General features: G+C 65.1%; 18 protein-coding genes. 10 read left to right on the top strand and 8 right to left on the bottom strand.

Annotated elements, in window-relative coordinates; translation table 11 throughout:
• The first annotated feature begins 17 nt into the window (after positions 1-17).
• Both DM806_RS15150 and nadB read left to right on the top strand, forming a co-directional pair.
• A complete protein-coding gene (locus DM806_RS15150; RefSeq protein ID WP_179044008.1) occupies positions 18-944 on the top strand; it encodes an ABC transporter ATP-binding protein in 927 nt (308 codons plus the stop codon).
• A gap of 102 nt (positions 945-1,046) precedes the next feature.
• Positions 1,047-2,651: an L-aspartate oxidase gene (gene nadB, locus DM806_RS15145; protein WP_179044007.1), complete on the top strand. Its 1,605-nt coding sequence runs from the start codon at positions 1,047-1,049 to the stop codon at positions 2,649-2,651.
• Between the two features lie 12 nt (positions 2,652-2,663).
• Here nadB and DM806_RS15140 read toward each other — a convergent pair whose 3' ends face one another.
• Positions 2,664-3,515: an alpha/beta fold hydrolase gene (locus DM806_RS15140; RefSeq protein WP_179044006.1), complete on the bottom strand. Its 852-nt coding sequence runs from the start codon at positions 3,513-3,515 to the stop codon at positions 2,664-2,666.
• A 251-nt stretch (positions 3,516-3,766) separates the two neighbouring features.
• Here DM806_RS15140 and DM806_RS15135 point away from each other — a divergent pair, with 251 nt between their 5' ends.
• A complete protein-coding gene (locus DM806_RS15135; protein ID WP_179044005.1) occupies positions 3,767-4,915 on the top strand; it encodes a serine hydrolase in 1,149 nt (382 codons plus the stop codon).
• Between the two features lie 108 nt (positions 4,916-5,023).
• Here the strand turns inward: DM806_RS15135 and DM806_RS15130 are convergent, their stop codons facing one another.
• Positions 5,024-5,833 carry a transporter gene (locus DM806_RS15130; protein WP_179044004.1) on the bottom strand — a complete coding sequence of 270 codons (810 nt, stop codon included), beginning with the start codon at positions 5,831-5,833 and terminating at the stop codon, positions 5,024-5,026.
• A gap of 129 nt (positions 5,834-5,962) precedes the next feature.
• On the opposite strand from DM806_RS15130, the gene DM806_RS15125 reads away from it, so the two are divergent.
• From DM806_RS15125 to polA, 5 genes are all read left to right on the top strand, one after another.
• Positions 5,963-7,051: an FUSC family protein gene (locus DM806_RS15125; protein WP_256869330.1), complete on the top strand. Its 1,089-nt coding sequence runs from the start codon at positions 5,963-5,965 to the stop codon at positions 7,049-7,051.
• A gap of 35 nt (positions 7,052-7,086) precedes the next feature.
• Positions 7,087-8,343, top strand: a complete 1,257-nt coding sequence (locus tag DM806_RS15120; protein ID WP_256869329.1) for a glycosyltransferase family 4 protein — start codon at positions 7,087-7,089, stop codon at positions 8,341-8,343.
• 7 nt (positions 8,344-8,350) lie between these two features.
• Positions 8,351-8,872: a sigma-70 family RNA polymerase sigma factor gene (locus tag DM806_RS15115; protein WP_179044001.1), complete on the top strand. Its 522-nt coding sequence runs from the start codon at positions 8,351-8,353 to the stop codon at positions 8,870-8,872.
• Positions 8,862-9,611, top strand: coding sequence for an anti-sigma factor family protein (locus tag DM806_RS15110; RefSeq protein ID WP_179044000.1), 750 nt, complete (start codon positions 8,862-8,864; stop codon positions 9,609-9,611). The genes DM806_RS15115 and DM806_RS15110 overlap by 11 nt, the downstream gene beginning before the upstream one ends.
• 87 nt (positions 9,612-9,698) lie before the next feature.
• On the top strand, positions 9,699-12,485 hold the full coding sequence (gene polA, locus DM806_RS15105; RefSeq protein ID WP_179043999.1) for a DNA polymerase I: 2,787 nt from the start codon (positions 9,699-9,701) through the stop codon (positions 12,483-12,485).
• Between the two features lie 37 nt (positions 12,486-12,522).
• Here the strand turns inward: polA and DM806_RS15100 are convergent, their stop codons facing one another.
• Together DM806_RS15100 and DM806_RS15095 are read right to left on the bottom strand one after the other, a co-directional pair.
• Positions 12,523-12,807 carry a TFIIB-type zinc ribbon-containing protein gene (locus DM806_RS15100; protein ID WP_179043998.1) on the bottom strand — a complete coding sequence of 95 codons (285 nt, stop codon included), beginning with the start codon at positions 12,805-12,807 and terminating at the stop codon, positions 12,523-12,525.
• The gene (locus DM806_RS15095; protein WP_179043997.1) at positions 12,807-13,517 is read right to left on the bottom strand and encodes a Bax inhibitor-1/YccA family protein; all 711 of its coding nucleotides are present in this window, start codon (positions 13,515-13,517) and stop codon (positions 12,807-12,809) included. Before DM806_RS15095 ends, DM806_RS15100 begins: the two co-directional genes overlap by 1 nt.
• 271 nt (positions 13,518-13,788) lie before the next feature.
• Here DM806_RS15095 and cysS point away from each other — a divergent pair, with 271 nt between their 5' ends.
• The gene (gene cysS, locus DM806_RS15090; protein WP_179043996.1) at positions 13,789-15,306 is read left to right on the top strand and encodes a cysteine--tRNA ligase; all 1,518 of its coding nucleotides are present in this window, start codon (positions 13,789-13,791) and stop codon (positions 15,304-15,306) included.
• Between the two features lie 84 nt (positions 15,307-15,390).
• On the top strand, positions 15,391-18,291 hold the full coding sequence (locus DM806_RS15085) for a CHAT domain-containing protein (RefSeq protein WP_179043995.1): 2,901 nt from the start codon (positions 15,391-15,393) through the stop codon (positions 18,289-18,291).
• A gap of 6 nt (positions 18,292-18,297) precedes the next feature.
• Here the strand turns inward: DM806_RS15085 and DM806_RS15080 are convergent, their stop codons facing one another.
• The 4 genes from DM806_RS15080 to DM806_RS15065 all read right to left on the bottom strand — a co-directional run bounded on the left by DM806_RS15080 (position 18,298) and on the right by DM806_RS15065 (position 23,023).
• A complete protein-coding gene (locus DM806_RS15080) occupies positions 18,298-19,113 on the bottom strand; it encodes a universal stress protein (protein WP_179043994.1) in 816 nt (271 codons plus the stop codon).
• 115 nt (positions 19,114-19,228) lie between these two features.
• Positions 19,229-21,103 (bottom strand): ABC-F family ATP-binding cassette domain-containing protein, encoded by a 1,875-nt coding sequence (locus tag DM806_RS15075; protein ID WP_179043993.1) that lies wholly within the window; start codon positions 21,101-21,103, stop codon positions 19,229-19,231.
• Between the two features lie 319 nt (positions 21,104-21,422).
• Positions 21,423-22,130 (bottom strand): hypothetical protein, encoded by a 708-nt coding sequence (locus DM806_RS15070; RefSeq protein WP_179043992.1) that lies wholly within the window; start codon positions 22,128-22,130, stop codon positions 21,423-21,425.
• Positions 22,127-23,023, bottom strand: a complete 897-nt coding sequence (locus tag DM806_RS15065) for a hypothetical protein (RefSeq protein ID WP_179043991.1) — start codon at positions 23,021-23,023, stop codon at positions 22,127-22,129. The genes DM806_RS15070 and DM806_RS15065 overlap by 4 nt, the downstream gene beginning before the upstream one ends.
• Positions 23,024-23,221: the final 198 nt, after the last annotated feature.

The following is a 23,221-nucleotide window of genomic DNA, read 5'->3' as shown; positions in this document are numbered from 1 at the left end:
CCCCATAGAGATCAGCCATGACCGACAGCCCCACCCCCGCGATCGAAATCCGCAACCTGACCAAGGTCTATAAGGGCGGCAAGTGCGCGCTCGACGGGATCAACCTCACCATCCCGCGCGGGCAGATTTACGGGCTGCTTGGCCCCAATGGCGCGGGCAAGTCGACCACGATCAATATCCTCGCCGGCATGGTGAACAAGACGGCGGGTGACGTCCGCATCTGGGGCTTCGACATCGACGCCAACCCGCGCAACAGCAAGAACAGCATCGGCATCGTGCCGCAGGAAATCGTCTTCGACCCCTTCTTCACCCCGTTCGAGACGCTGGAGAATCAGGCCGGCTTCTACGGCGTGCCCAAGGAAAGGCGCCGGTCGATGGAATTGCTGCGCGCCGTGCATCTGGAAGACAAGGCCAATGCCTATGCCCGTACCCTGTCGGGCGGCATGAAGCGCCGGCTGCTGGTGGCCAAGGCGATGGTGCACAGCCCGCCGATCCTGGTGCTGGACGAACCGACCGCCGGCGTCGACGTGCAGTTGCGCCAGCAGCTCTGGGCCTATGTGCGCGAACTCAATGCACGGGGCGTGACGATCGTGCTGACGACCCACTATCTGGAAGAGGCGGAGGAGCTGTGCGATCGCATCGGCATCATCAACCATGGCAAGGTCATCACCGACAAGCCGACCCGCGAACTGATCGCCATGGCGCAGGAGAAGGTGGTGCAGGTAACGGTCGACCGCGACGTGACGATCGCTCCTGATGCGCCCTGTTTCGAGAAGGTCGAACTGTCGGGCGAGCGCACGCTCACCATCACCTATATGAAAGACCGAGCCAATGCTGGGCAGGTGCTGAGCGCCGTGCAGGCGAGCGGCCTGTCGATCGTCGACGTGGTGACGCGCGATCCCGACCTGGAGGATGTCTTCCTCAATCTGACGGCGGCGGCCTAGCGACCTCCGTTCGATTCGAGCCTGTCGAGAACTGTACGCAACATTCTCGACAAGCTCGAAGCGAACGGGATAGGAAACAGGCCCGATATATCGAGAACGACAATGCCCACCACCACCCATGACGTCGTCATCATCGGTTCCGGCGCCGCCGGGCTGACAGCCGCCATCAACCTCGCGCAGGACCGCAAAGTTCTGGTGCTGGCCAAGGGCGCGCTCGACGGTGGGTCCACCAACTGGGCGCAGGGCGGCATTGCCGCCGTACTCGACGCGGGTGACAGTTTCGAGGCACATGTCCATGACACGATGGTCGCGGGCGCCGGTCTCAATGACCAGGCGACGGTCGAATTCGTCGTGTCCGAAGCCCCTGCCGCGATCGAGCGTCTGGCCGAACTGGGCGTGCCGTTTAACGGTGGTGAGGAATTCGGCGAACGCTGGCACCTGACCCGCGAGGGTGGCCACAGCCACCGGCGGATCGTCCATGTCGACGACGCCACCGGCCATGCGGTGCAGGTCGCTCTCCTGAAAGCCGCGCGGGCCAATCCGAACATCACGCTGGTTGAGGATCTGGTCGCGATCGACCTCATCACCAGCCGCCATGGCGAACGCTATTCGGGCGACGGCCATGTCTGGGGCGTCTACGCCTTCAACAGGAAGACCGGCCATGTCGACGCGATCCTCGGTCGCGCGACGATCCTCTGCACCGGGGGGGCGGGGCGTACCTATCTTTTTTCCACCGCGCCGCGTGGCGCGACCGGCGACGGCATCGCCATGGCCTGGCGCGCGGGTTGCCGGGTGTCGAACATGGAGATGAACCAGTTCCACCCGACCTGCCTCTACAATCTGGAGGTCAAGAATTTCCTGATCACCGAAGCGGTGCGCGGCGAAGGCGGGCATCTGAAGCTGCCGCCCGGCGTACCGGGCGGCGGCGAGCGGTTCATGCCCCGCTTCGATTCGCGCGAGGAATTGGCCCCGCGCGACGTGGTGGCGCGCGCCATCGACCATGAAATCAAGCGGCTTGGCCTCGACTATGTCCATCTGGATATCAGTCATAAAGACCCGGCGTTCGTGAAGCAGCACTTCCCGACCATCCATGCCCGGCTGCTGGACCTCGACATCGACATCACGAAAGAGCCGATCCCGGTCGTCCCGGCGCAGCATTATACCTGCGGCGGGGTGGTGATCGACCTGGATGGCCGCACCGACCTGCCCGGCCTCTATGCGGCCGGCGAAGTCACCGAAAGCGGGCTGCACGGCGCCAACCGCCTCGCGTCCAACTCGCTGCTGGAATGTTTCGTCTTCGGCGAGGCGGCGGCGAAGCATATCCGCGCGAACTGGGACGACCTACCGCCCCCGCCGCCGATCCGGCCCTGGGACGAAAGCCGCGTCACCAACAGCGACGAGGAAGTCATCGTCCAGCATAACTGGAAGGAAATCCGCCGCTTCATGTGGGACTATGTCGGCATCGTCCGCACCACCAAGCGGCTGGAGCGCGCCCAGCACCGCATCGACCTGCTGGCGAAGGAAGTGGACGAATATTACGGCAATTTCCGCGTGACGCCCGACCTGATCGAACTGCGCAACCTGCTGGAAGTGGCGCGGCTGGTGGTTCGTTCGGCGCTCCACCGCAAGGAAAGCCGCGGCCTCCACTATACGCTCGATTATCCCGAGACGCTGGAGGCGGCGGTGGACACGGTGCTGGCGCCCTGAGGCGCGGCGGAATCAACCGGCAAGGAAATCCTTGAGCGCCGCGTTGAAGCGGGCGGGCTGGTCGCCCATCACCATATGGCCGCTGGGACCGATGGCTTTCAGTAGCGCATTCTTCTTCGGCGCATAGGCGGCGCGGAAGCGACTGGTGATGGCGGCCGCCTGCTGCGCGTCCGATCCGACTGCGTAGACGACCTCCAGCGGGGCAGCGAGGCGCGGCAATTGCAGGCCGAGATCGACATTGGCCAGATCGCGCAACGCATTGGCTATGACGTCGGGATCGCTCCCCGCCGCGCCTGACGCCTGCGCCACCATTTCCGCCAGATAGCGCCGCCCGGCCGCAGTCCCGGTCAGATAGCCGCTTAGCTGGTCGGCGAGGAAACCGAGTCCGCTCGCCGTCCCGCCAACCATGGCGGCGCCGGCCGGCAGCATGTCGACCACCATGACGCGGCTGGCGATATTCCGGAGGCCGAGCAGCATTGCCAGCGTGCCGCCCATGCTGTGCCCGACGATGGCAGGGCGCTTGAGGCCGGCGGCGGCGGCATAGCGTGCAATTTCGTCCGCAATCGGCTGGAGCAGCGGGCCACTGGCATTGGCTTCGGGCGCGAGGCCCGCAAAGCCGCGCACATGGACGAGGTGGAAGCGATAGCCCGGCAGCGCGCCAAGCACGCCGGTCCAAATGCCCGGACCGCTGGCTAGGCCGGGGATCAGCAGCACATCGCGCGCTGCGCCGGTGGCCGCGCCGCGCACGTTCATGGCGATCCGGCGCGAGGCGAAGGGCGCGGCCCATGCCCTGCCGCCGCCCGCCATCATGCCCGTCACCAATGTACCGAGCAGCAGCGCCCGCCTGTCCATCCCGTTCGTCATGGCGAAGGCTATTGCCCGTCCGCCGCTGAACCGCAACTGAGCGATCGCAAAGCCTTTTCCAGGCAAATGGGATAACCTGCCGACCCGCAACCTATGGCCGGCGCTGCATAAAGGCGGCAAATCAAAACCTCGATCAAGGGTTGCGCCGTTCAGCCTCCTTACATCGCATTTGTGGAATCATTCGTCGCACGAGCCTTGCCGGAAGGACCGGCAGGCCATCCCTTGGATCAGGAGCGAGTGCGGGGAAGACGATGAAGGTGAATAGGAACCGGGGCGGATCGGCGCGCCTGGTGTTGTTGATGGCGGCGCTGTCCGCATGCGTGAGCGCACCCGAACCGCGTCGGGCGCAAGCTGCCGCGCCTGCGCCGCAAAAGCCGTTGCCCGCCCGTCCCCAGCCATCGACCAACAGCTGGCCGATCCGTCCGGTCGCCAATCCGCCCCAGCCCTATCGCGAGATCGACCAGCGCGAAACGCCGCCGCCGGCGCTCGTCAACGTCGTGCGCAATCTGGGGCAGAGCTTCAACGGCAAGGTCGGCATCGCCGTGCGTCGCATCGGCGCGGACTGGACGGTGGCGTGGAACGGCAATGCGCTCTTCCCGCAGCAGAGCGTGTCCAAGCTCTGGGTGTCGATGACCTTCCTCGACGCGGTCGACCGGGGCAAGCTGCGCCTCGCCGACACCACCACCATCACCCGCAACGACCTGACCCTGTTCCACCAGCCGTCGGCGGCGATGCTGAAGAATGGCAGCTGGACCACCAGCTATTCCGACCTGATGCGCCGCGCGATGACGCAAAGCGACAATACCGCCAACGACACGCTGCTCCGCGCGGTCGGCGGGCCGGAGGCGGTGCGCAGCTTCCTCGCGCGGCGGATGATCAAGGATATCCGTTTCGGCCCCGGCGAACGACTGTTGCAGTCGGCGACCGCGGGCCTCGACTGGCGGCAGGATTATTCGGTCGGCCGCAATTTCTACGCCGCCCGGTCGCGCCTGCCCATGTCGGTGCGGGCGAAAGCGCTGGACAATTATCTCGCCAGTCCGCCGGACGGCGCGGCGCCCGCCTCCATCGTCCAGGCGCTGGCGAAGCTGAAGGAGGGGGACATGCTCTCCTCCGCCTCCTCGCGCCTGCTGATGTCGATCATGTCGGAGGCGAAGACCGGGCCGCAGCGGATCAAGGGCGGCGTGCCGTCGGGCTGGTCCTATTTGCACAAGACCGGCACCGGGCAGGATCTGCCGCCGCGCTCGACCGGCTTCAACGATATCGGCATCATGACCGCACCCGACGGCACCAGCTATGCCGTGGCGGTGATGATCGGGTCGACCACCGTGTCGATCCCGGAACGCTGGGCGTTGATGCAGGCCGTGTCGCGGGCGGTAGCCGCCAATCACGAAAAGCGGTAGCGCATCGTGCGCAAAAGTGGGAACCGGTTTTGCGCCTAAAACGATGCGACAACAAAAACTTAGAGCGCGCGATCTGCCTTAGATTTAATGCCGCGCGATATAAACGGCTCAGAAGCGCCGGACGACGCCCAGATAGACCTCGCTGTCCGGGCTGTCGGCATTCAGCCCGATATTGAGGCCGACGTCGAACTGCATGGCGTCGGACGGTTGCCAGCCGAGCGCCAGCCCACCCAGCGCCTGGGTGCTATGATCCGCCGGATCATCGTCGCGCATCAATGACGTTTCGGCCGTGGCCGACAGCGTGTCGCCCAGTTCGACCTCCAGCCCGACGACGCTGCCGAAGGCGAGATGCCGGCCGTCGCCATCCTCGTCCACCGCCGCATCGACCTCCGGCGTCAGTTCCAGTGAAAGGCCGTCGCTCAGGTCGAAACTGACCGGCACCAGCAGCCCTCCACCCCAATCGCCCGCGCCGATCGCGCTGCCGCCGACTGGCAGGGTCGCATAGGGCATGAGCGCGACCGAAAAGCCCGACCCGTCGGGATTGTGGAGATTCTGTCGCAGGGCGAGTTGCACATCGCCGACGCCATCGCTCCGGTCGATCACCCCACTGGCCCGATCACGCGTGCGCACATGGCCATAGGCGGTCCATCCGATCTGCGCCTCCAGACTGTCGGTCAGGCCCAGCCGCAGCAGCAGGTCGCCAGTCTCCACCGTGTCGGTCCGGCTTTGCGGATCGCGCTCGCGGGTCCAGTCACCAAGGCCAAGCTCCATCACCATATGCCCCGGCTCCACTGTGCAGGGCGGCGTGCCGAGGCCCGGCCGATCCGTGCACAGGTCGCGTGACGCCGATCCCTGTGCATGCGCCGTGGCGGGCGCCAGCATCAGCCCCGCCAGGATCATGAGCGTTCGCACCTGCATATCTTCCCCTTGCCAGCATGCATGACCGGAAACCGACGGGAAATAATCGGCGGGCGCGCTTGTTCCGTGCAAGTGACATTGCAGCATGCACAATGGCCATTTGCGCCCTGCTGCGGCATGGAGAGGCGCATGGCATCAGGCGCAAAGCTGCTGGATCGGGTAACGCCGCGCACGGTCGATGAGGCGGAATGCGTCGCGTCGGTGTTGCTGGCGATCCTGATCGCCCATCTGCTGGGCGCGACCCATGTGTCCTGGGCCGCCTTCGCCGGCTATATGGTGATGCGCGGCCATGCCGCCGAGACGCTGATGCGCGGGGCGCTGCGTATCGTCGGCACGGCGGCGGGCGGGCTGCTGGCGCTGGGCGTCGCGCCGCTGGTGTTGCCGGGCTGGCCGTTCGCCGCGCTGGCGATGATGCTGGTGGGGACGATCAGCCTCTATGCCGCGATCACCTCGCGTCGATCTTATGCCTGGCTCTTTTTCGGCCTGACCTTCGCGATGGTGGTGCTCGACAAGCTGGAGCATCCCGCCATCGCACTGGCCGATTTCGTCCAGACCCGCATATTGGAAACGGTCGCGGGCATCGCCGCCTGTCTGGCGGTCAGCATCGCCTCCACGTTCAGCCTGCGCCGCCGTTGGCCGGCCCCACCCACCCCGCCGCCCATGAGCGCACGATGGCATCGCGACGCCTTCCGCCATGCCTGTCAGGCCGGGGTGGCGCTGGCGCTGCTCGTCGCGCTGGGCGCAGCCTTCCGCCTGCCCGCGCTGGCGCAAGGGGCGATCATGGTGATGGCGGTGATGGTCCTGCCGATGACCGGCATCGGCCAGAGCGGCCTCGTCCCGGTGAGCCGCCGCATCCTCCAGCGTAGCATCGGCTGCGGCATCGGGGCGCTCTTCGCTGCCGCCTTCCTGCTGGGCGCCGGTGGCTCGTCGGTCCTGCTGCTGACCGGCACCGCGATCGGCGTCGCGCTGGGGCGGCATCTGGAAAATGGCGATCCCGCGCACCGCTATGTCGGCACGCAATTCACGCTCGCGGTGCTGGTGACGTTGGTGCCGGACCGTTACGACGCCGCCGAACTCGCCCCCGCGCTGGAACGGCTGGTCGCCATCTTCGTCGGTATGGGCGTGCTGCTGCCGGTACTGCTCGCCGGCCATGCGCTGGGCGTGCGGCGGCCGGTCACGCCGGTGGCCGCAGCACAGGATGAGGCCGGCGGCGTGTGATGGAATAAATCGCCGCCGGCATACGTATGCCGGGCATGAATGCACCTTCCCGCTTCCCGGCCGACCATAATGTCATTCCTCTTCGTACCGGATTTACCGGTCAGGAACCGATCCGCGTCGCGCTCTTCTCCGGCAATTATGACTGTGTGCGCGATGGCGCGAATCGGGCGCTGAACCGGCTGGTCGCCCATCTTCTCTACCGGGTGGGGATGGAGGTGCGTGTCTATTCGCCGACCGCGCCCTTTCCCGCCTTCCAGTCGGTCGGCGACATATGCTCCGCCCCTTCGCTCACCATTCCGGGCCGTCCCGAATATCGCGTGGCAATTGGCCTGACGCGCGGGGTGCGGCGCGATCTGGAGGCGTTTGCACCCGACATCATCCATCTGTCCTGCCCCGACCGGCTGGGGCGGCAGGCCCAGAAATATGCAAAGGCGCGAGGCATCCCGGTCGTCGCCAGCCTGCATACGCGGTTCGAGACCTATCTCGATTATTATCGCCTGTCCTTCCTGCGCGGGACGATCGAGCGCTATCTCGACCGCTTCTATGGCGATGCCGACCTGATCCTGGCGCCGACCGCGCCGATCCGCGACGAGATGGCGGCGCGCCATGGCGCGGACAAGATCGCGGTGTGGGGCCGGGGGATCGACCCGCATGATTTCGCGCCGACCCGCCGCGACCCGCTCTTCCGTGCCGCCCATGGCTATGAGGAAGGCGATATCGTCCCGCTCTTCTTCGGACGGCTGGTGCTGGAAAAGGGGCTGGACGTCTTTGCCGACGCGGTCGCGGCGATCCGTGCGCAGGGGCATCATGTCCGGCCAATGATCGTCGGCGAAGGCCCGGCCCGCTCCTGGCTGGCGCAGCGCCTGCCCAACGCCAATTTCATGGGCCATCTGAGCGGCAAGGCGCTGGGCCGGGCGGTGGCGAGCGCCGATATGCTGATCAACCCCAGCGTCACCGAAGCGTTCGGCAACGTCAATCTGGAGGCGATGGCATCGGGCCTTGCAGTGCTGTCGGCAAATGTGCCGAGCGCCGCCGCGCTGGTCGACCATGGCCGCACCGGCCTGCTGCTGCCACCCGCCGACGGGCAGGCCTATGCCGATGCCGCGATCACCCTGATGAACGACCCGGCGCGGCTCGCCGCCATGCGGCAGGCGGCGGCGGAAGAGGCGCGGGGCCATGTCTGGGACGATGTGCTGGACGTCGTCGCCCATGCCTATGGCGCGCTGCTCCAGCATCGGTCCTTCGCTTTCGACTCTGTCGAGGCTTGCCCGGCGCTGACCCGCACGGGATAAGCGGCATATGGACGAACGGCGCGACATGGAGGCTGACCTGCTGGCGATGCGCCGCTATGCCCGTTCGCTCGCCCGCGACGATCAGGATGCCGACGACGTCGTGCAGGATGCGCTGCTCCGCGCGATCGAGCGCGAGGCAACCTATCAGCCCGAGCGCAGCCGCACCCGGTGGCTGCTGGCTATCGTCCATAATGTCTTCATTTCGGGAAAGCGCCGGGAGGCGGCCGAAGTCCGGCGCAACGATCGCTTCGCCGAAACCCTGCTGTCGAGCATCGCCCCGCGGCAGGAGGAGCATATGCGGCTGGCGGAGATTGCGCGGGGCTTTGCCGCCCTGCCCGACGCCCAGCGCGCGGTGCTGCACCTGACTGCGATCGAGGGATTGAGCTATCAGGAAGCGGCCGGCGTGCTGGGCGTGCCGATCGGCACGGTCATGTCGCGCCTGTCACGGGCCCGCAGCGCGCTGCGCGAGGATCGAACAGGGAAAGCCGGGTCGCACCTCCGGCTGGTGGGAGGACAGGATGAGCAATGAGGTGAATGCACGGGAACTCGACGCCTATGTCGACGACCAGCTGGAACTGTCCCGCCGCTTCGTGGTGGAGACGCATCTGTCGCGCAACCCCGATCAGGCAGCGCAGGTCATGGCCGACCTGTCGTCGCGCAGCGCGCTGCGACTGATGATCCCGCGTCCCGGCGCCATGCCGGATGCGATGGCCGATACGGCGGTGAAATTGCAGGCGATACCGCCCCGGCCCACCCGCCCGGTCTGGCGCCGGTCGCTGCCGGCCATGGGAGGCATGGCGGCGGCTGCCGGTTTGGCGTTGGTCTTCCTGCGTCCCTCCGGCCCGCCCGATTATGTCGACTATGCGGTCAATTCGCACCGCATCGCGATGATGCGCGCCGCCATGGTGTCGCAGGTCGAAACGCCCCGTTATAATGCACGCGAGATCGCCACCAACACCCATATCGCCATGCCGCATCTGCCCGAAGACTGGCGCGTGACCGACGTCCAGCTCTTCCCGACCGAGCGCGGCCCGGCGCTGGTGGTCGCGGTGAAGACCGAGGCAGGACAGAATTTCTCGCTCTTTGCCGTACGCGATCGCAGCCATGCGCCCGAACGGCCCGATGCGGTGCAGGAAGGCGCGGAATCGGTCGCCTATTGGCGGCGCGGCGACATGTCCTATGCGCTGACCGGCCGCACCGAACCGCGCCTGATCGACGCCACGGCAGAGGCATTGACGCGCGACTGGTCCGAAAGCTGGAGGGGATGACCTTAGCCGCTGCTTCTGTCCTTTGTCGCATCGCTGAAGCACAAAACCGGTTCCCACTTTTCTGCGCGATGCTCTATCCCCTCCCCCATGACCCAGAATCATCTCTATCTCGTCGACGGCAGCGGCTATATCTTCCGCGCCTATCACCAGCTTCCCCCGCTCACCAACCAGCATGGCCAGCCCGTGGGCGCGGTCTATGGCTATACAACGATGCTGTGGAAGCTGGCCGAGGAGCTGGGCAAGGCGACGGGGCCGACCCATCTGGCCGTGGTGCTGGACAAGGGGTCGCACACCTTCCGCAACGACATGTACGACCAGTATAAGGCGAACCGCCCGCCCGCGCCGGAGGATCTCGTCCCGCAATTCCCGATGATCCGCGACGCGACCCGCGCTTTCTCCCTGCCCTGTATCGAGGAAGCCGGATTCGAGGCCGACGACATCATCGCCAGCTACACCAAGGCGGCGGTCGCGGCGGGATGGCATGTCACCATCGTCAGTTCGGACAAGGATCTGATGCAGCTGATCCAGCCCGGCGTCGACATGTACGACACGATGAAGAATGAGCGGCGCGGCGCGGACTATGTCATGGGCAAGTTCGGCGTGCTGCCCGAACAGCTGGGCGATGTGCTCGCGCTGATGGGCGACAGTGTCGACAATGTGCCCGGCGTGCCGGGTATCGGTCCCAAGACGGCCGCCAAGCTGATCACCGAATATGGCGGGCTGGAAGCCGCGCTGGAGGCCGCGCCTTCGATGAAGAAGTCGAAGATGCAGGAAAACCTGATCGCCCATGCCGACATGGCGCGGCTGTCGCGGCGACTGGTGGCGCTGCACGACGCGATGGACCTGCCCGAACCGCTGGACGACCTGACGCTGAAGGGCATTCCGCCCGAACCGTTGCAGGCATTCCTGTCGCACCATGGTTTCAAGACGCTGCTCAACCGCCTCGGCGCGCCTGCCGCCGCTGTCGCGGTGGCCGCGACCGCTGCCGTTGCGACCGACACTGCGCCGCCCGCTGCGCCCGCCCATGCGGACGAACCGGCGATCGACCGCAGCCTTTACGAAACGGTCGTGACGGAGGAGGCGCTGGATCGCTGGATCGCCGCTGCTCATGCCGAGGGGCTGGTCGCGGTCGACACCGAAACCGACATGCTCGACTGCGTATCCTGCGCGCTGGTCGGCATCAGCCTTGCCACCGGCCCGAACAAGGCCTGCTATATCCCGGTCGGCCATGGCGGCACCGACATGTTCGCGGAACGGCCGCAACAGCTCGACAAGGCCCTGGTGCTCGCGAAACTGAAGCCGCTGCTGGAGGACGACTCCGTCCTCAAGATCGGCCAGAATCTCAAATATGACCTGACCGTCCTGCGCCGGCACGGGATCGAGATTGCGCCCTATGACGACACCATCGTCATGAGCTTCGACCTCGACGCCGGGCAGAGCCTCGCCGGCCATGGCATGGACGAGGCGGCGCGGGTGCATCTCAACCACCAGTGCATCAGCTTCAAGGAAGTGGTCGGCACCGGCAAGAGCCAGATCAGCTTTGCCGAAGTCCCCCTGTCCCGCGCGACCGAATATGCGGCCGAGGATGCCGATGTCACGCTGCGCCTGTGGAAGCGGTTCAAGACTCGGATCGCCAATGAAGGCGCGAACCGCGTCTATGAACTGGTCGATCGCCCGCTGGTCGGCGTGATCGCGAAGATGGAGCATCAGGGGATCAAGGTCGACCGGGAAGCGCTGTCGCGCCTGTCGGCGGAGTTCACTGCGGGGATCGCGGCGCTGGAAACGGAAATCCACGAGATTGCCGGCCAGCCCTTCGCGATCGGATCGACCCAGCAGCTGGGCGCAATCCTGTTCGACAAGCTGGGCTACAAGGGCGGCAAGAAGGGCAAGTCGGGCGCCTATTCGACCGACGTGACCATATTGGAGCAGTTGAAGGCGCAGGGCGCGCCGATCGCGGCCAAGATTCTCGACTGGCGGCAGCTGTCGAAGCTCAAATCCACCTATACCGACGCGCTTCAGGCCCAGATCAACAAGGATACGGGCCGCGTCCATACCAGCTACTCGCTGACCGGCGCGCAGACCGGTCGCCTGTCCTCGACCGATCCGAACCTCCAGAATATCCCGATCCGCACCGAAGTCGGCCGCCAGATCCGCCATGCCTTCGTCGCCGAGCCGGGCAATGTCATTCTGGCGGCGGACTATAGCCAGATCGAATTGCGGCTGGCCGCGCACATGGCCGATGTGCCTGCGCTCAGGCAAGCGTTCGAGGCGGGCGAGGACATCCACAACCGCACCGCGCAGGAATTGTTCGGCGAGGTCAATCGCGACACGCGCGGCCGGGCGAAGACGATCAACTTCGCCATCCTCTACGGCATTTCGCGCTGGGGTCTGGCCGGGCGGCTGGAGATCGGCGCGGACGAGGCGCAGGACATGATCAGCCGCTATTATGAGCGCTTCCCCGGCATCAGCATCTATATCAACGAGACGATCGAGAAGGCGCGCGAGCGAGGTTACACGGAGACGCTGTTCGGCCGGAAGACCTGGTTCCCGCGCATCAAGGCATCAGTCCAGCACGAACGGCAGGGCGCCGAGCGCGCCGCGATCAACGCTCCCATTCAGGGCACCAGCGCCGACATCATCAAACGGGCGATGGCGCGCATGGGACCGGCGCTGGAGGCGGCGGGGCTGCCCGACGTCAGGATGCTGCTGCAGGTGCATGACGAACTGGTGTTCGAACTGCCCGAAGGCGATGTGAAAGCGGCGAGCGCGGTGATCCGGCAGGTAATGGAAACCGCCGCCGAACCGATCGTGAAGCTGAGCGTCCCGCTCGGCGTGGAAATCGGCACCGGGCCGAGTTGGGGCGCGGCGCACTGAATGAAAAAGGCCGGCCCCATCGGGACCGGCCTTTTCCTCAATCGAACAGCTCTTCCAGAAAGCTCTTCTTCCGCTTTTTCTGATAGTAGCGCCCATCGTCACGGTCCGGGCGGTAGCTTTGCTGGGAGAAGGGTGCGGGCTGCGGGGCCGGAGCGTTTGCCTGCGCCGACCGCTCGATGATCTTGTCAAGTTCGCCCCGGTCCAGCCAGACGCCCCGGCATTGCGGGCAATAGTCGATCTCGACACCCTGCCGGTCCGTCATCGCCAAACCGACATGACAGACCGGGCAGAGCATCGCCGACACCTGAGCAGGATCACGCATTATTCGCGTTCGCCCGTCAGGCTGAGCAGCATCTGGAACAGGTTGACGAAGTTCAGGTAGAGCGACAGCGCACCCATCACCTGCATCTTCTGCGCCACTTCATGGCCGGCATAATAGAAATATTCCGACTTGATGCGCTGCACGTCCCAGGCGGTAAGGCCGGTGAAGACCACCACGCCTATGATCGAGATGACCATCGCCATCGCCGAAGAACCGATGAAGAGATTGATCAGGCTCGCCACCATAATGCCGATCAGACCCATGATGAGGAAGCTGCCCATCTTCGTCAGATCGCGCTGGGTGGTGTAACCCCAGAGCGCCATGGCGAGGAACATGACCGCCGCAGAGAAGAAGGCCTGGGCGATGCTGCCGCCGGTGAAGACCAGGAAGACGCTGCCCAGCGACACGCCCATGACGGCGGCGAAGGCGTAGAAGGCGGTGCGCGCGCCCGACGTCGTCATCTTTTCGATGCGGAAGCTGAAGAAGAACACGAAGGCCAGCGGTGCGAAGATCGCCACCCATTTGAGCGGCGTGCCATATATAGCGGCGGCCAGCGCCGGGGTATTGCCGACCAGAGCGGCGACCAAGCCGGTGATGACCAGGCCTAGCCCCATGTTGCGGAAGACGCCCAGCATGTGCGCGCGCAGGCCGGCGTCGGTCTGCGCCGTCTGGCTGGCACCATAGCCCGGCATGCGAACGGGATTATTCATCAGGAACACTCACTCCAAAAAAGTTGGTTCGAGTGGCCCGGTGCGGTCTCCTGCGGCAACGAGAGGGGGCAAATCGCCGCAAAACCTGCACCGGGCACACCCGATGCGGTCCGACATCGCGACTGGATCAGAGGGAAGATCCATGTCGCCAGAGGGGCCCGGCCCGCATAGACAATATCGGGTGGCCAACGCCCGGCTGCAAGGGATCGGCCCGTCTGCAACATTTTATTACAATTGACCCCCGCCCCGCTTCGCGACATGGCTTCCCACCATGTCCGACGACCAGCATATCCCTGCGCCGCTGCGCCTGTTCAACAGCCTGACCCGCGCGATCGAGCCGTTCGCGCCGATCGAGGACAATCATGCGCGCGTCTATAGCTGCGGGCCTACCGTCTATAATTACGCCCATATCGGCAACCTGCGCGCTTACGTCTTTGTCGACACGCTGCGCCGGACCCTGCTGTGGAAGGGGCTGGACGTCACCCAGATCATCAACATCACCGATGTCGGCCATCTGACCAGCGACGCCGACGCCGGCGACGACAAGATGGAGGCAGCGGCCAGAGCCAGCGCCAAGAGCATTTGGGACATTGCCGCCCATTATACCCAGGCGTTCAAGGCCAACATCGCCGACCTCAACATCATCGCGCCGAGCGAATGGACGGTCGCGACCGACTATGTGCCGCAGATGATCGAGTTCGCGGAGAAGATCGCGCCGGATCATTGTTATGAGCTGGACAGCGGCCTTTATTTCGACAGCAGCACCGTGCCGGATTATGGCGCATTGGCTGGCGGGCGCGACGATGCGGCGCACGCCCGGATCGATCCGGTGGCGGGCAAGCGCAACGCTTCCGACTTCGCCATCTGGCGCAAGTCCCCGCCCGGCGAGCAGCGCCAGATGGAATGGGATAGCCCCTGGGGCAAGGGCGCGCCGGGTTGGCATCTGGAATGCTCGGTCATGTCGCAAGCCCGCCTTGGCCAGCCGTTCGATATCCATACCGGCGGCATCGACCATCGCGAGATCCACCACCCCAATGAGATCGCGCAGAACCAGGCTTTCCACGCCTGCTGCGGCGAGCCGAACGCGGTGGCTGCGGGCTTCACCGGCGCGCGCTGGTGGATGCACAATAATTTCCTCGTAGATCGGCAGGGCAAGATGTCGAAGTCCAAGGGCGGCTTCACCACGCTCTTCTCGCTGATCGACGCGGGCGTGCATCCGATCGCCTACCGCCTGCTCTGCCTTGGCGCGCATTACCGGTCGGAACTGGAGTTCAGCGCGGAGAATCTGACGGCGGCGCTGACGCGGCTCAAGCGGCTGGTCATGGGCGTGGAAGGTCTGAAGGCGCGCGCCGAGGGCATCACCTGGCAGTCGCCGCGCCTCGACTATCTGCGCGCCAACCTCCACCCCAAACTGGCGCCCTTGCTGGAGCAGTTCGACGCGGCAATCGCCGACGACCTGATGACGCCGCGCGCGCTGCCGCTGCTGGAAGAGGCCATTGGCATGAAGAAGGTGCCGGTGGACGAGAAGCTCTGCCTGATCGCCGCCTTCGACCAGGCGCTGGGTCTCAATCTGCTTACGCTCAATCGCGCCGACCTGCGCATCCGACCCAAGGATGCGCAGATCATGCCGGAAGAGATCGCGGCCGAGCTGGAGCGCCGGACCGCTGCCCGTGCGGAAAAGGATTTCGCCCAGTCGGATGAGATTCGCGATGCGCTGGTGGCGCGCGGGGTAGAGGTGATGGACGGCGATCCGCTGCGCTGGGACTGGCGGCTGACGTTGGCGGGTTGATCGTTACGCCTCCGCGACCATCTTGACGCTGGCCAGCGCGCGACCCAAGAGGGGGGCGGGTCGACTCAAGGAAGCGGGGGTGAGATGAAACTTTCCACGCGCTGGTTGGCCGCGTTTGCGCTGCTGGCGATTGCGCAACCGACGATCGCTGCCGCACCGTCCAACTTCTCCACCGACAATCCCCGCTTTGCGCGGCTCTACACGCTGGAACGCCAAGCGTCGGACCTGCTCAACAGCGACGACTATGCCCTGTCCATGTCGCAGAAGACCCGCGACGCCTGGGGCCGGCTGCATGATGCGGCGATGCAAGCGAAGATCGGTGGCCAGTCGCATCCGCTGGCCGGGGTGGCGCTCATCAACCTGTCCTCGATGGACCAGATCGACGGGAAGAATCCGGACGCGCTGGCCCGGTCGAATGACGGTTTGCGCCTGCTCGCCCCCTTTGCCGACGCCTATCCAATCGCGTGGATGCAGGGGCTGTCGATTAAAGGCTATGTGCAGATCGCGCTGGGCGACGTGGCGGGGGGAGCCGATACGCTGGCGGGGGCGAGCCGCTATATGGACACCTATATCGCGCGCACCCCGGCGGACAGGATCGATAAGGACACGCATATGCTGCGGTCCAACATCGCCTTCACCCACGCGCAGGCGCTGACCCGGCTGGGCCGCAATGCCGAGGCGGTCGAGGCGCAGAAGGCCAGCATGGAGGCGCGGATCGCGGCGGCCGGGCCAAATAGCGCCGACACGATCGGTTCCTATTACACCTATGCGCAGATGCTCCAGCGCGCCGACCGCGATGGCGAGGCGGAAAAATATGCGCGGCTCGCGGTTGACATCGCCACCGACCATGTCGACCGCAAGCATCCGAGCTACGCCCGTGCGCTGGAGGCGCTGGGGCTGCTGCTGTCGCGTACCGGGCGGCGGGGCGAGAGCCTCGATTATCTGCAACGTGCCATCGCCATCAAGCGCGAGACGGTGGGCACGGAGAGCCTCTATTTCCAATTCGGACTGCAAAATCTGGGATCGGTGCTGCTGCCGCTGGAGCGCTATGCGGATGCCGAGCCGCTGTTTCTGGAGGCTGAGCGCGGTTTTCGCCGGATCGAGGGCGAGAACAGCCCGCAATCGGCACGCGCGCTGGCTTTTGCCGCTGCGGCAGCGCTGGCGGAGGGGCGGCGCGCCGAGGCGATCGGGCGGCTCGATACGGCACTGGCGCGGGTCCGGTCCGAGTCGGACAAGGATCGGGACATCGGGCAGCGCGTCTTTCCCTATCTGATCCCGGCGCTGATCGAGGAAGGGCGCGGCGTTGAGGCGGGCCGGGCCGCGGGTGCTTTCACCACCGAGACGGCGCAACTCGATAACGCGCCGGCGCTGCCCCTCGCGCAGGCGGCGATGCTGACGGCCTGGACCACGCCCGACCGTCGCGACCTTGGCGAGGCGGCACGGCGGCTAACCGGCGTGCTGCGCGATGGGGCGGCGATGAACGACAATGGCGAACTGACCGAGGATCAGCGCGCGGCGCTCGACACCGTGCTCGCCGTTGCCGCGCAGACGCAGGACACCGCGCTGGCGCTCGACGCCATGGCCGTGCTGGCGGGATCGCGCATCGCGCAGGCGAACCGGCTGGTGGCGCAGCGGCTGGTCGAGGATCCGGCGCTGGCGACGCGGGTGCGCGGATTGCAGGACAGGGTGAAGGCGCTGGAGGTGGCCGACCGCCGCCTGCTGAAGGCGCTGGCGGTTGACGAGGAGGTGGCAACGGCGCGGGCCGATCGCGCAGACGTGGCGGCTGAGGTCGAGGCCGAGCGAAGCGCCATCGCGCGCGACTATCCCCGCTGGGTCGAGGCGCATGGCGGGGAGCGACCCGACCTGGACGCCCTGCGTGCAGGCCTGCGTAGGGAAGAGGCGCTGCTGGCGGTGATGCCGGCATTTGACGGCGTCTATCTGCTGGCGGTGAGCGCGGATGGCGCGCGAATCGAACGGGCGCGGATGGATCGCGCCGCGATGGTCGCGCTGGTCCACCGGCTGCGCGGGTCACTGACGCCGGCGGGCTTCGACCAGGCAGCGGCGCACGACCTGTATCGCGAGATTTTCACGCCCGGCATCCTCGGGACTTTGGGCAAGGCAAAGATATTACGGATCGTGCCCACCGGCGCTTTCGCGTCGCTGCCCTTCGCCATGCTGCCGGAACGGCCCATAGCTGCAGTGGACAAGAATGTGCCATGGCTGGTCCGGCGTTTTGCAATCCGCGTACAGCCCGGTTTCGCCATTCATCCAGCGCAAGGCGGGCAGATGGCGATGCGCAATCAGACGCTCCTTGGCGTCGGCGCGCCTCAGGCCTTTACGGACAGTCAGGGCGCGGTGGCATCGCGGGGCGCGAGCGGTACGGAGGTGCGCGCCTTGTCGGATCTGCCGGCGCTGCCCGGATCGCTGGCCGAATTGCGGGCGGTGGCCAAACGCTTCGGCGCCGGGCACGCGACCCTGCTGGTCGGGGCGGAAGCAAATGAGGCGACGCTGCGCACGCGCGACCTGTCATCCTATGGCGTGATCCTGTTCGCGACCCATGGGCTGGTCGATGGAGAGATGGCGGGGGTGAATGAAGCGGCGCTGCTACTGTCGCCGCCGGGCACAGACGACGCCGGCGATGACGGGCTGCTGACGGCGTCGGAAGTCGCCGCCATGCGGATCGCTGCCGACTGGGTGATCCTGTCCGCCTGCAACACGGCGGCGGGGGAAAAGGCGCAGGCGGCGGCCTATTCGGGGCTGGCGCAGGCGTTCCGCTATGCCGGTGCGGGATCGCTGCTGGTGTCGCACTGGCCGGTGCGCGACGATGCCAGCGCTTTCGTCACGCTGGAGACGGTGAAGGGCGCCGGCCGCGGCCTGCCGCGCGCGGTCGCGTTGCAGAAGGCGATGCTGAAGCTGATCGCCTCCCGCCACCCCGATGCGGCGCAGCCCTATATCTGGGCGCCCTTCATGCTGATGGGTCGCTGATCCCGGTTAATGCGCCAGCAGCAGCGGGACACGGGCGGTGCGCAGCATTGCGCGGGTGACGCCGCCGAATATCAGTTCGCGCCAGCGGCTATGGCCGAAGGCGCCCATGACCACCCAGTCGGCATGGAGCGAATCAATCGCCTCGCGCAGCGCGATTTCGATCGGGCGTTCCTTGCGCGGCCAGCTATATAGTTGCGACTTGATGCCGTGGCGGGCGAGATATTCGGGCGCGCCGGTCGCGGGGAAAGCGGCCTTGCTCGCTTCCTCGACCGTGACGATGTCGACAGTCTCGGCAAGGCGCAGCAGCGGCACGGCGGCGCGCAGGGCGGCGCAGGATTCGGCCGAGCCGTCCCAGGCGACCAGCGCGCGCCCGATGATGGCGACCCCGCGCGCGGCCTGCGGCACGGCCAGGACAGGCGTGCGCCCGCCCAGCGCCAGGTCAGCGACGATCGGCAGCGGGTCCAGACTGTCGGTCCGGCGGCCTTCGGGCAGGGTCGCGACGATCAGGTCGGCAAGCCGCGCGGCGGAGAGCAGCCCGCCGATGCTGTCGCCGTCCACCTGCCGCCAGTCCCAGGCGATATCCTCCCGGTCGAGGCGGGATTCCACGCGGGCGCGGAACGCTTCGTCGATGGCGTGGAGTTCGGCCGCGATCGTGGGCGCAAAGCCGGAGCCGGCATAGATGTCTGGCGCGATCAGGTCGGGCATGGGCGTCACCTGGACGCACTGGACATGGGCATTGCAGGCGCGGGCGATGTCGCAGGCCGCCTGAAGGCGGCTGTCGGCGCCCCGGTCGTCGTGGATATGCAGCAGGACCGATTTCATCGCGGATCTCCCGGCAGAACTACGCTCCCCGGAAGCCAGGCCTCACCCCCTGAGGCGTGCCGTCAGGGAAGATCCTTATAGCATTTTTCGCGCCGGAATCCGACCAAAAGCGGACTTAGCCCGCCTCCAGCGCCGCGCCGGCCTCCATCCAGACTTCCTCGGCGGCTTCCAGCTTCTTTTCCAGTTCGGCGCGCTTCACCATCAGCTGGCTGGTGGTCATCTTCGCCTCCGCGCCGGTCGCGGACTTGGGGTCGAACAGGGCCTGGTCGATCCGGCTGCGTTCGGTCGAGAGGGCGGTCATCTCGCGCTCGGCCTTGTTGACGGCGTTTTTCAGTATCTTCTGCTTTTCGCGCCATTCGGCGGCCGCCTTCTTGTCGGCCTTGCGGTCGACCTTGGGCGCATCGCCGCCAGAACCAGTGCCGTTGCCGTCCGCCTTGCGCAGGATGATGTCGGTATAGTCATCCAGCGAGCCGTCGAACGGCTGGGCGGTGCCATTGTCGACCAGCACCAGGCGGTCGGCGACCAGTTCGATCATGTGGCGGTCGTGCGAGACGATCACCACCGCGCCGCTATAGTCGTTGAGCGCCTGTACCAGCGCTTCGCGGCTGTCGACGTCGAGGTGGTTGGTCGGTTCGTCGAGGATCAGCAGGTGCGGCGCATCGCGCGTGATGAGGGCGAGCGCCAGACGGGCACGCTCACCACCCGACATGGAGCCGACCTTCTGCGTCGCGCGCTCGCCGGAAAAGCCGAAGCGGCCAAGCTGGGCACGCACCGCGCCGGGGGTCGCGCCCTTCATGACGCGGGTCATATGCTCCAGCGGCGTGTCGGTGATGTCCAGTTCCTCCACCTGATATTGGGTGAAGTAACCGACATTCATCTTGGACGTGGCTTGCACCGCGCCCTCCATCGGGGCGAGTTGCGCGGCGATCAGGCGGGCCAGCGTGGTCTTGCCGTTGCCGTTGCGGCCGAGCAGCGCCAGACGGTCGTCCGGATCGATGCGCAGGTTCACCCGGCGCAGGATCGGCGTGTCGGTATAGCCGACCGCCGCCATGTCCATGGTGATGAGCGGCGGACGCAGTTCGGCGGGACTTGGGAAGCCGAAATGCAGCGTCGGATCTTCGATCGCGGCGGCGATGGGCTGCATCCGGGCCAGCGCCTTGGCGCGGGACTGGGCCTGTTTCGCGGTCGAGGCCCGGGCGCTGTTGCGGGCGACATAGTCCTGCAACTTCTCCCGCTCCGCCTGCTGCTTGGCGCGGGCCGATTCGAGCTGGGCGAGCCGTTCGGCGCGCTGCCGTTCGAACGCGTCATAGCCGCCGGGATAGAGCGTCACCTTCCCGCCCTCCAGATGGAGGATATAGTCGACGACATTGTTCAGCAGGTCGCGTTCGTGGCTGATGACGACCACGGTGCCGCGATAGGCCTTGAGGAAATTCTCCAGCCAGAGCGTGGCTTCGAGGTCGAGATGGTTCGACGGTTCGTCGAGCAGCAGTAGGTCGGGATTGGAGAAGAGCAAGGCGGCGAGCGCCACCCGCATCTTCCAGCCGCCCGAATAGCTGTCGAGCGGGCGGCCCTGCATTTCCTCGTCAAAGCCGAGGCCGACGAGGATGCGGGCGGCGCGGGCCGGGGCGGTATAGGCGTCGATCGTCGTCAGCCGCTCATAGATATGGCCGAGGCGATCGGGGTCTTCGGTATGCTCCGCCTCCGCCATCAGTTCGGCGCGTTCCTTGTCGGCGGCGAGCACGGTGTCGAAGGGGGTCGCGGTGCCCGACGGCGCTTCCTGCGCGATATAGCCGAGGCGGGTGTCGCGGGGCATGTCGCACGACCCTTCGTCCGGGTCGAGCTGGCCGATCATCACCTTCATCAGCGTGGACTTGCCCGCGCCGTTGCGGCCGATCAGGCCGACACGGCTGCGCGGCGGCAGCGCGGCAGCGGCGCGGTCGAGGATAGTGCGGCCGCCCAGGCACACGGTGATACCGTTGAGGTTAAGCATGGGGGCGGCCTGTAGCAGAGGTGTGGCGGGTGGTGAAGGCGTAGACGGCGCGTTTTGCAGGCGGGCGCGGCGTTGCGAAGTACACAGTGTCGCGGGCAACGCGAAACTGCGGCGGACGCACGGGTGCCGCGGATTTCGCAATAGGAGAATTTTTGCGAAATGGCGCGCGCCAGGAGGTGGGCCGGCGCGGAGTGCGAGGGGCGGACGGTGGGAAAGAACGGCTGGGGTTATGGCATGGGATGGGGGGTGTAGGACAGGGAGATTTGCAAGAGCTTGCTGCTACCAAGTAAACAGTTGCAGCCAACAAACCAAAGAGCATCTATAGCCGAGCTGCTACCCTTTCTTTGATGAACTCAGGGAAATGAGCATTCTTCCCTTGCTGGCCGTCAAAACCTAGACGACCATAAACCTCACCCCCAATTCCCGGAACAACGTTTCCAGTATCGTCTTTTGTGTCATCCTTAGCGAGAAGCCAATAACGGAATTTGCTTACTGTATCAGGGTCAAATTCAGATGCCAGCCTATCTTCGGCACCTTCAAGCACAACTGGAGCCATAATATCGATCTGCTCGGGCTGAGCCGTCTCCAAAAGGTGCATAAGGTTCGTCTTTACAACACAAGCACCCGAAATGATCGACTTAACAACCACGAGATGCTCCAAATGCTCGGGCATAGGCTCCCGATACTCATTTACAATTGTAGCGACATCCAGCCACTTGTATCCGCCGGCCTTCTTGCGAGTATTCCAAAAGCAAGCAACCGCAATTTTCGCTCCGGCCTCAACCAATGCTGCCGCGATGCCAGCGGCGAGGTAATCCGCATCTTCGACTGTGACAGCGAGGTAAACATTCTTTCCTGACACCCCAACGTCGCGAGCAAAACAGCGTCCTAACTCATGACCGACGGCCCTCATGGCACGGCCATACGCCTCAGGTGGAAGGGTTTCATCTGCCAATTGAGTCAATGCGTTAATAGCTGAAGCTTCAGCTGTAGATGCAAGCTCCGACAATGTTCGAGTGTAGCTCATATGTGCGCCTTCAACACGGCCCAAAACGATAAAAAGTCTGTCGGCTGGGAGGTCGTTAGCTCCGTCACGAACGCCTCAAACTGAGGTGTATAGCAGTGATAGTCGGCAATGCCACGCACCATCCAACCTAACGCGTCGTAGGTGAAAAAATTCTTGTGGATATTGAATCGAAGACCATCCACTTTGTCGAGAGTTTTTTTCGCCTCGTCTGACAAGATATAGGGCGGTGATAAAGGGGCAACGATTGCGCCAGGCCCATGCCCAGCGGCATGGATGATCGAAGCGAGAGTCTGATCACCGCGAGAGCCTTGCCAAGTGCCTAGCAACATACGCCAAACTTGCTCCCGAACAACGCGCTCCGCATCCCTCGGACTCAGCTCGGCGAGTGCAGCGGCAAGATCGTCAAGCCGTGAAATTAGATCGAGATCTTCCAATTCCCCAGGAAACGAAACCACCGAGACAGCAGAGAGGTCGGTCGGGCGATCGATAAGAAGCGCATCCCGGCGCGCATCGTCACCTACAACGAGTTCGTAATTTGCTGCGACGCCACATGTGGCATCGAGTTTAGCCTGCAAGCGAAAATCGTCCCCGAGGGGATGGTCGCCTCCAGTCCAGCTAGCCGCGCCACTTTTGAGTTGCGCTAAAGTACGGCCACCGGGCCCAGACGCCACGAAGTCGTCTACGAAACAGAGCACTTGGTCGTGGAAAGATATATCCGTTCCGAGGGCACCATCGCGCAAAGCATTTGCGGCCTCAAGAACGATACGGTAAGCGCCGTAAACGATTTCAAAATCACGCCCCTTCGCGCTCGATCGGCCACCGCGATTTTTATTTTTTGCATAATCCAGGCCATTCGCGCCAGCGACAGCGCTAATGCTCGCATCAGAATACACCCTAAACTCCAACGCTTCTTGAAGGTTCGAGAAACTGCTTTTACCTCATGAACGAGAGGATAGATCCAAGCAACCCTCGAGTTATAAAATCAAACCATTTTCATCTATTCTTCGCATCAGCACATATATCGCAATTTCAATCAATTTCTTTTTCATGGAACAGTGGTAGATACTGCTAAAGAATGAAATTGACACACA

Source organism: Sphingobium lactosutens, from assembly GCF_013393185.1.
GTDB classification, from domain to species: domain Bacteria; phylum Pseudomonadota; class Alphaproteobacteria; order Sphingomonadales; family Sphingomonadaceae; genus Sphingobium; species Sphingobium lactosutens_A.
This window is presented reverse-complemented; position numbering and strand designations above follow the sequence as displayed.

Bases quoted from the DNA above. Each gene is read 5' to 3' on its own strand.
- DM806_RS15150 (WP_179044008.1), top strand. From the start codon at position 18: ATGACCGACAGCCCCACCCCCGCGATCGAAATCCGCAACCTGACCAAG.
- nadB (WP_179044007.1), top strand. From the start codon at position 1,047: ATGCCCACCACCACCCATGACGTCGTCATCATCGGTTCCGGCGCCGCC.
- DM806_RS15140 (WP_179044006.1), bottom strand. From the start codon at position 3,515: ATGACGAACGGGATGGACAGGCGGGCGCTGCTGCTCGGTACATTGGTG.
- DM806_RS15135 (WP_179044005.1), top strand. From the start codon at position 3,767: ATGAAGGTGAATAGGAACCGGGGCGGATCGGCGCGCCTGGTGTTGTTG.
- DM806_RS15130 (WP_179044004.1), bottom strand. From the start codon at position 5,833: ATGCAGGTGCGAACGCTCATGATCCTGGCGGGGCTGATGCTGGCGCCC.
- DM806_RS15125 (WP_256869330.1), top strand. From the start codon at position 5,963: ATGGCATCAGGCGCAAAGCTGCTGGATCGGGTAACGCCGCGCACGGTC.
- DM806_RS15120 (WP_256869329.1), top strand. From the start codon at position 7,087: ATGAATGCACCTTCCCGCTTCCCGGCCGACCATAATGTCATTCCTCTT.
- DM806_RS15115 (WP_179044001.1), top strand. From the start codon at position 8,351: ATGGACGAACGGCGCGACATGGAGGCTGACCTGCTGGCGATGCGCCGC.
- DM806_RS15110 (WP_179044000.1), top strand. From the start codon at position 8,862: ATGAGCAATGAGGTGAATGCACGGGAACTCGACGCCTATGTCGACGAC.
- polA (WP_179043999.1), top strand. From the start codon at position 9,699: ATGACCCAGAATCATCTCTATCTCGTCGACGGCAGCGGCTATATCTTC.
- DM806_RS15100 (WP_179043998.1), bottom strand. From the start codon at position 12,807: ATGCGTGATCCTGCTCAGGTGTCGGCGATGCTCTGCCCGGTCTGTCAT.
- DM806_RS15095 (WP_179043997.1), bottom strand. From the start codon at position 13,517: ATGAATAATCCCGTTCGCATGCCGGGCTATGGTGCCAGCCAGACGGCG.
- cysS (WP_179043996.1), top strand. From the start codon at position 13,789: ATGTCCGACGACCAGCATATCCCTGCGCCGCTGCGCCTGTTCAACAGC.
- DM806_RS15085 (WP_179043995.1), top strand. From the start codon at position 15,391: ATGAAACTTTCCACGCGCTGGTTGGCCGCGTTTGCGCTGCTGGCGATT.
- DM806_RS15080 (WP_179043994.1), bottom strand. From the start codon at position 19,113: ATGAAATCGGTCCTGCTGCATATCCACGACGACCGGGGCGCCGACAGC.
- DM806_RS15075 (WP_179043993.1), bottom strand. From the start codon at position 21,103: ATGCTTAACCTCAACGGTATCACCGTGTGCCTGGGCGGCCGCACTATC.
- DM806_RS15070 (WP_179043992.1), bottom strand. From the start codon at position 22,130: ATGAGCTACACTCGAACATTGTCGGAGCTTGCATCTACAGCTGAAGCT.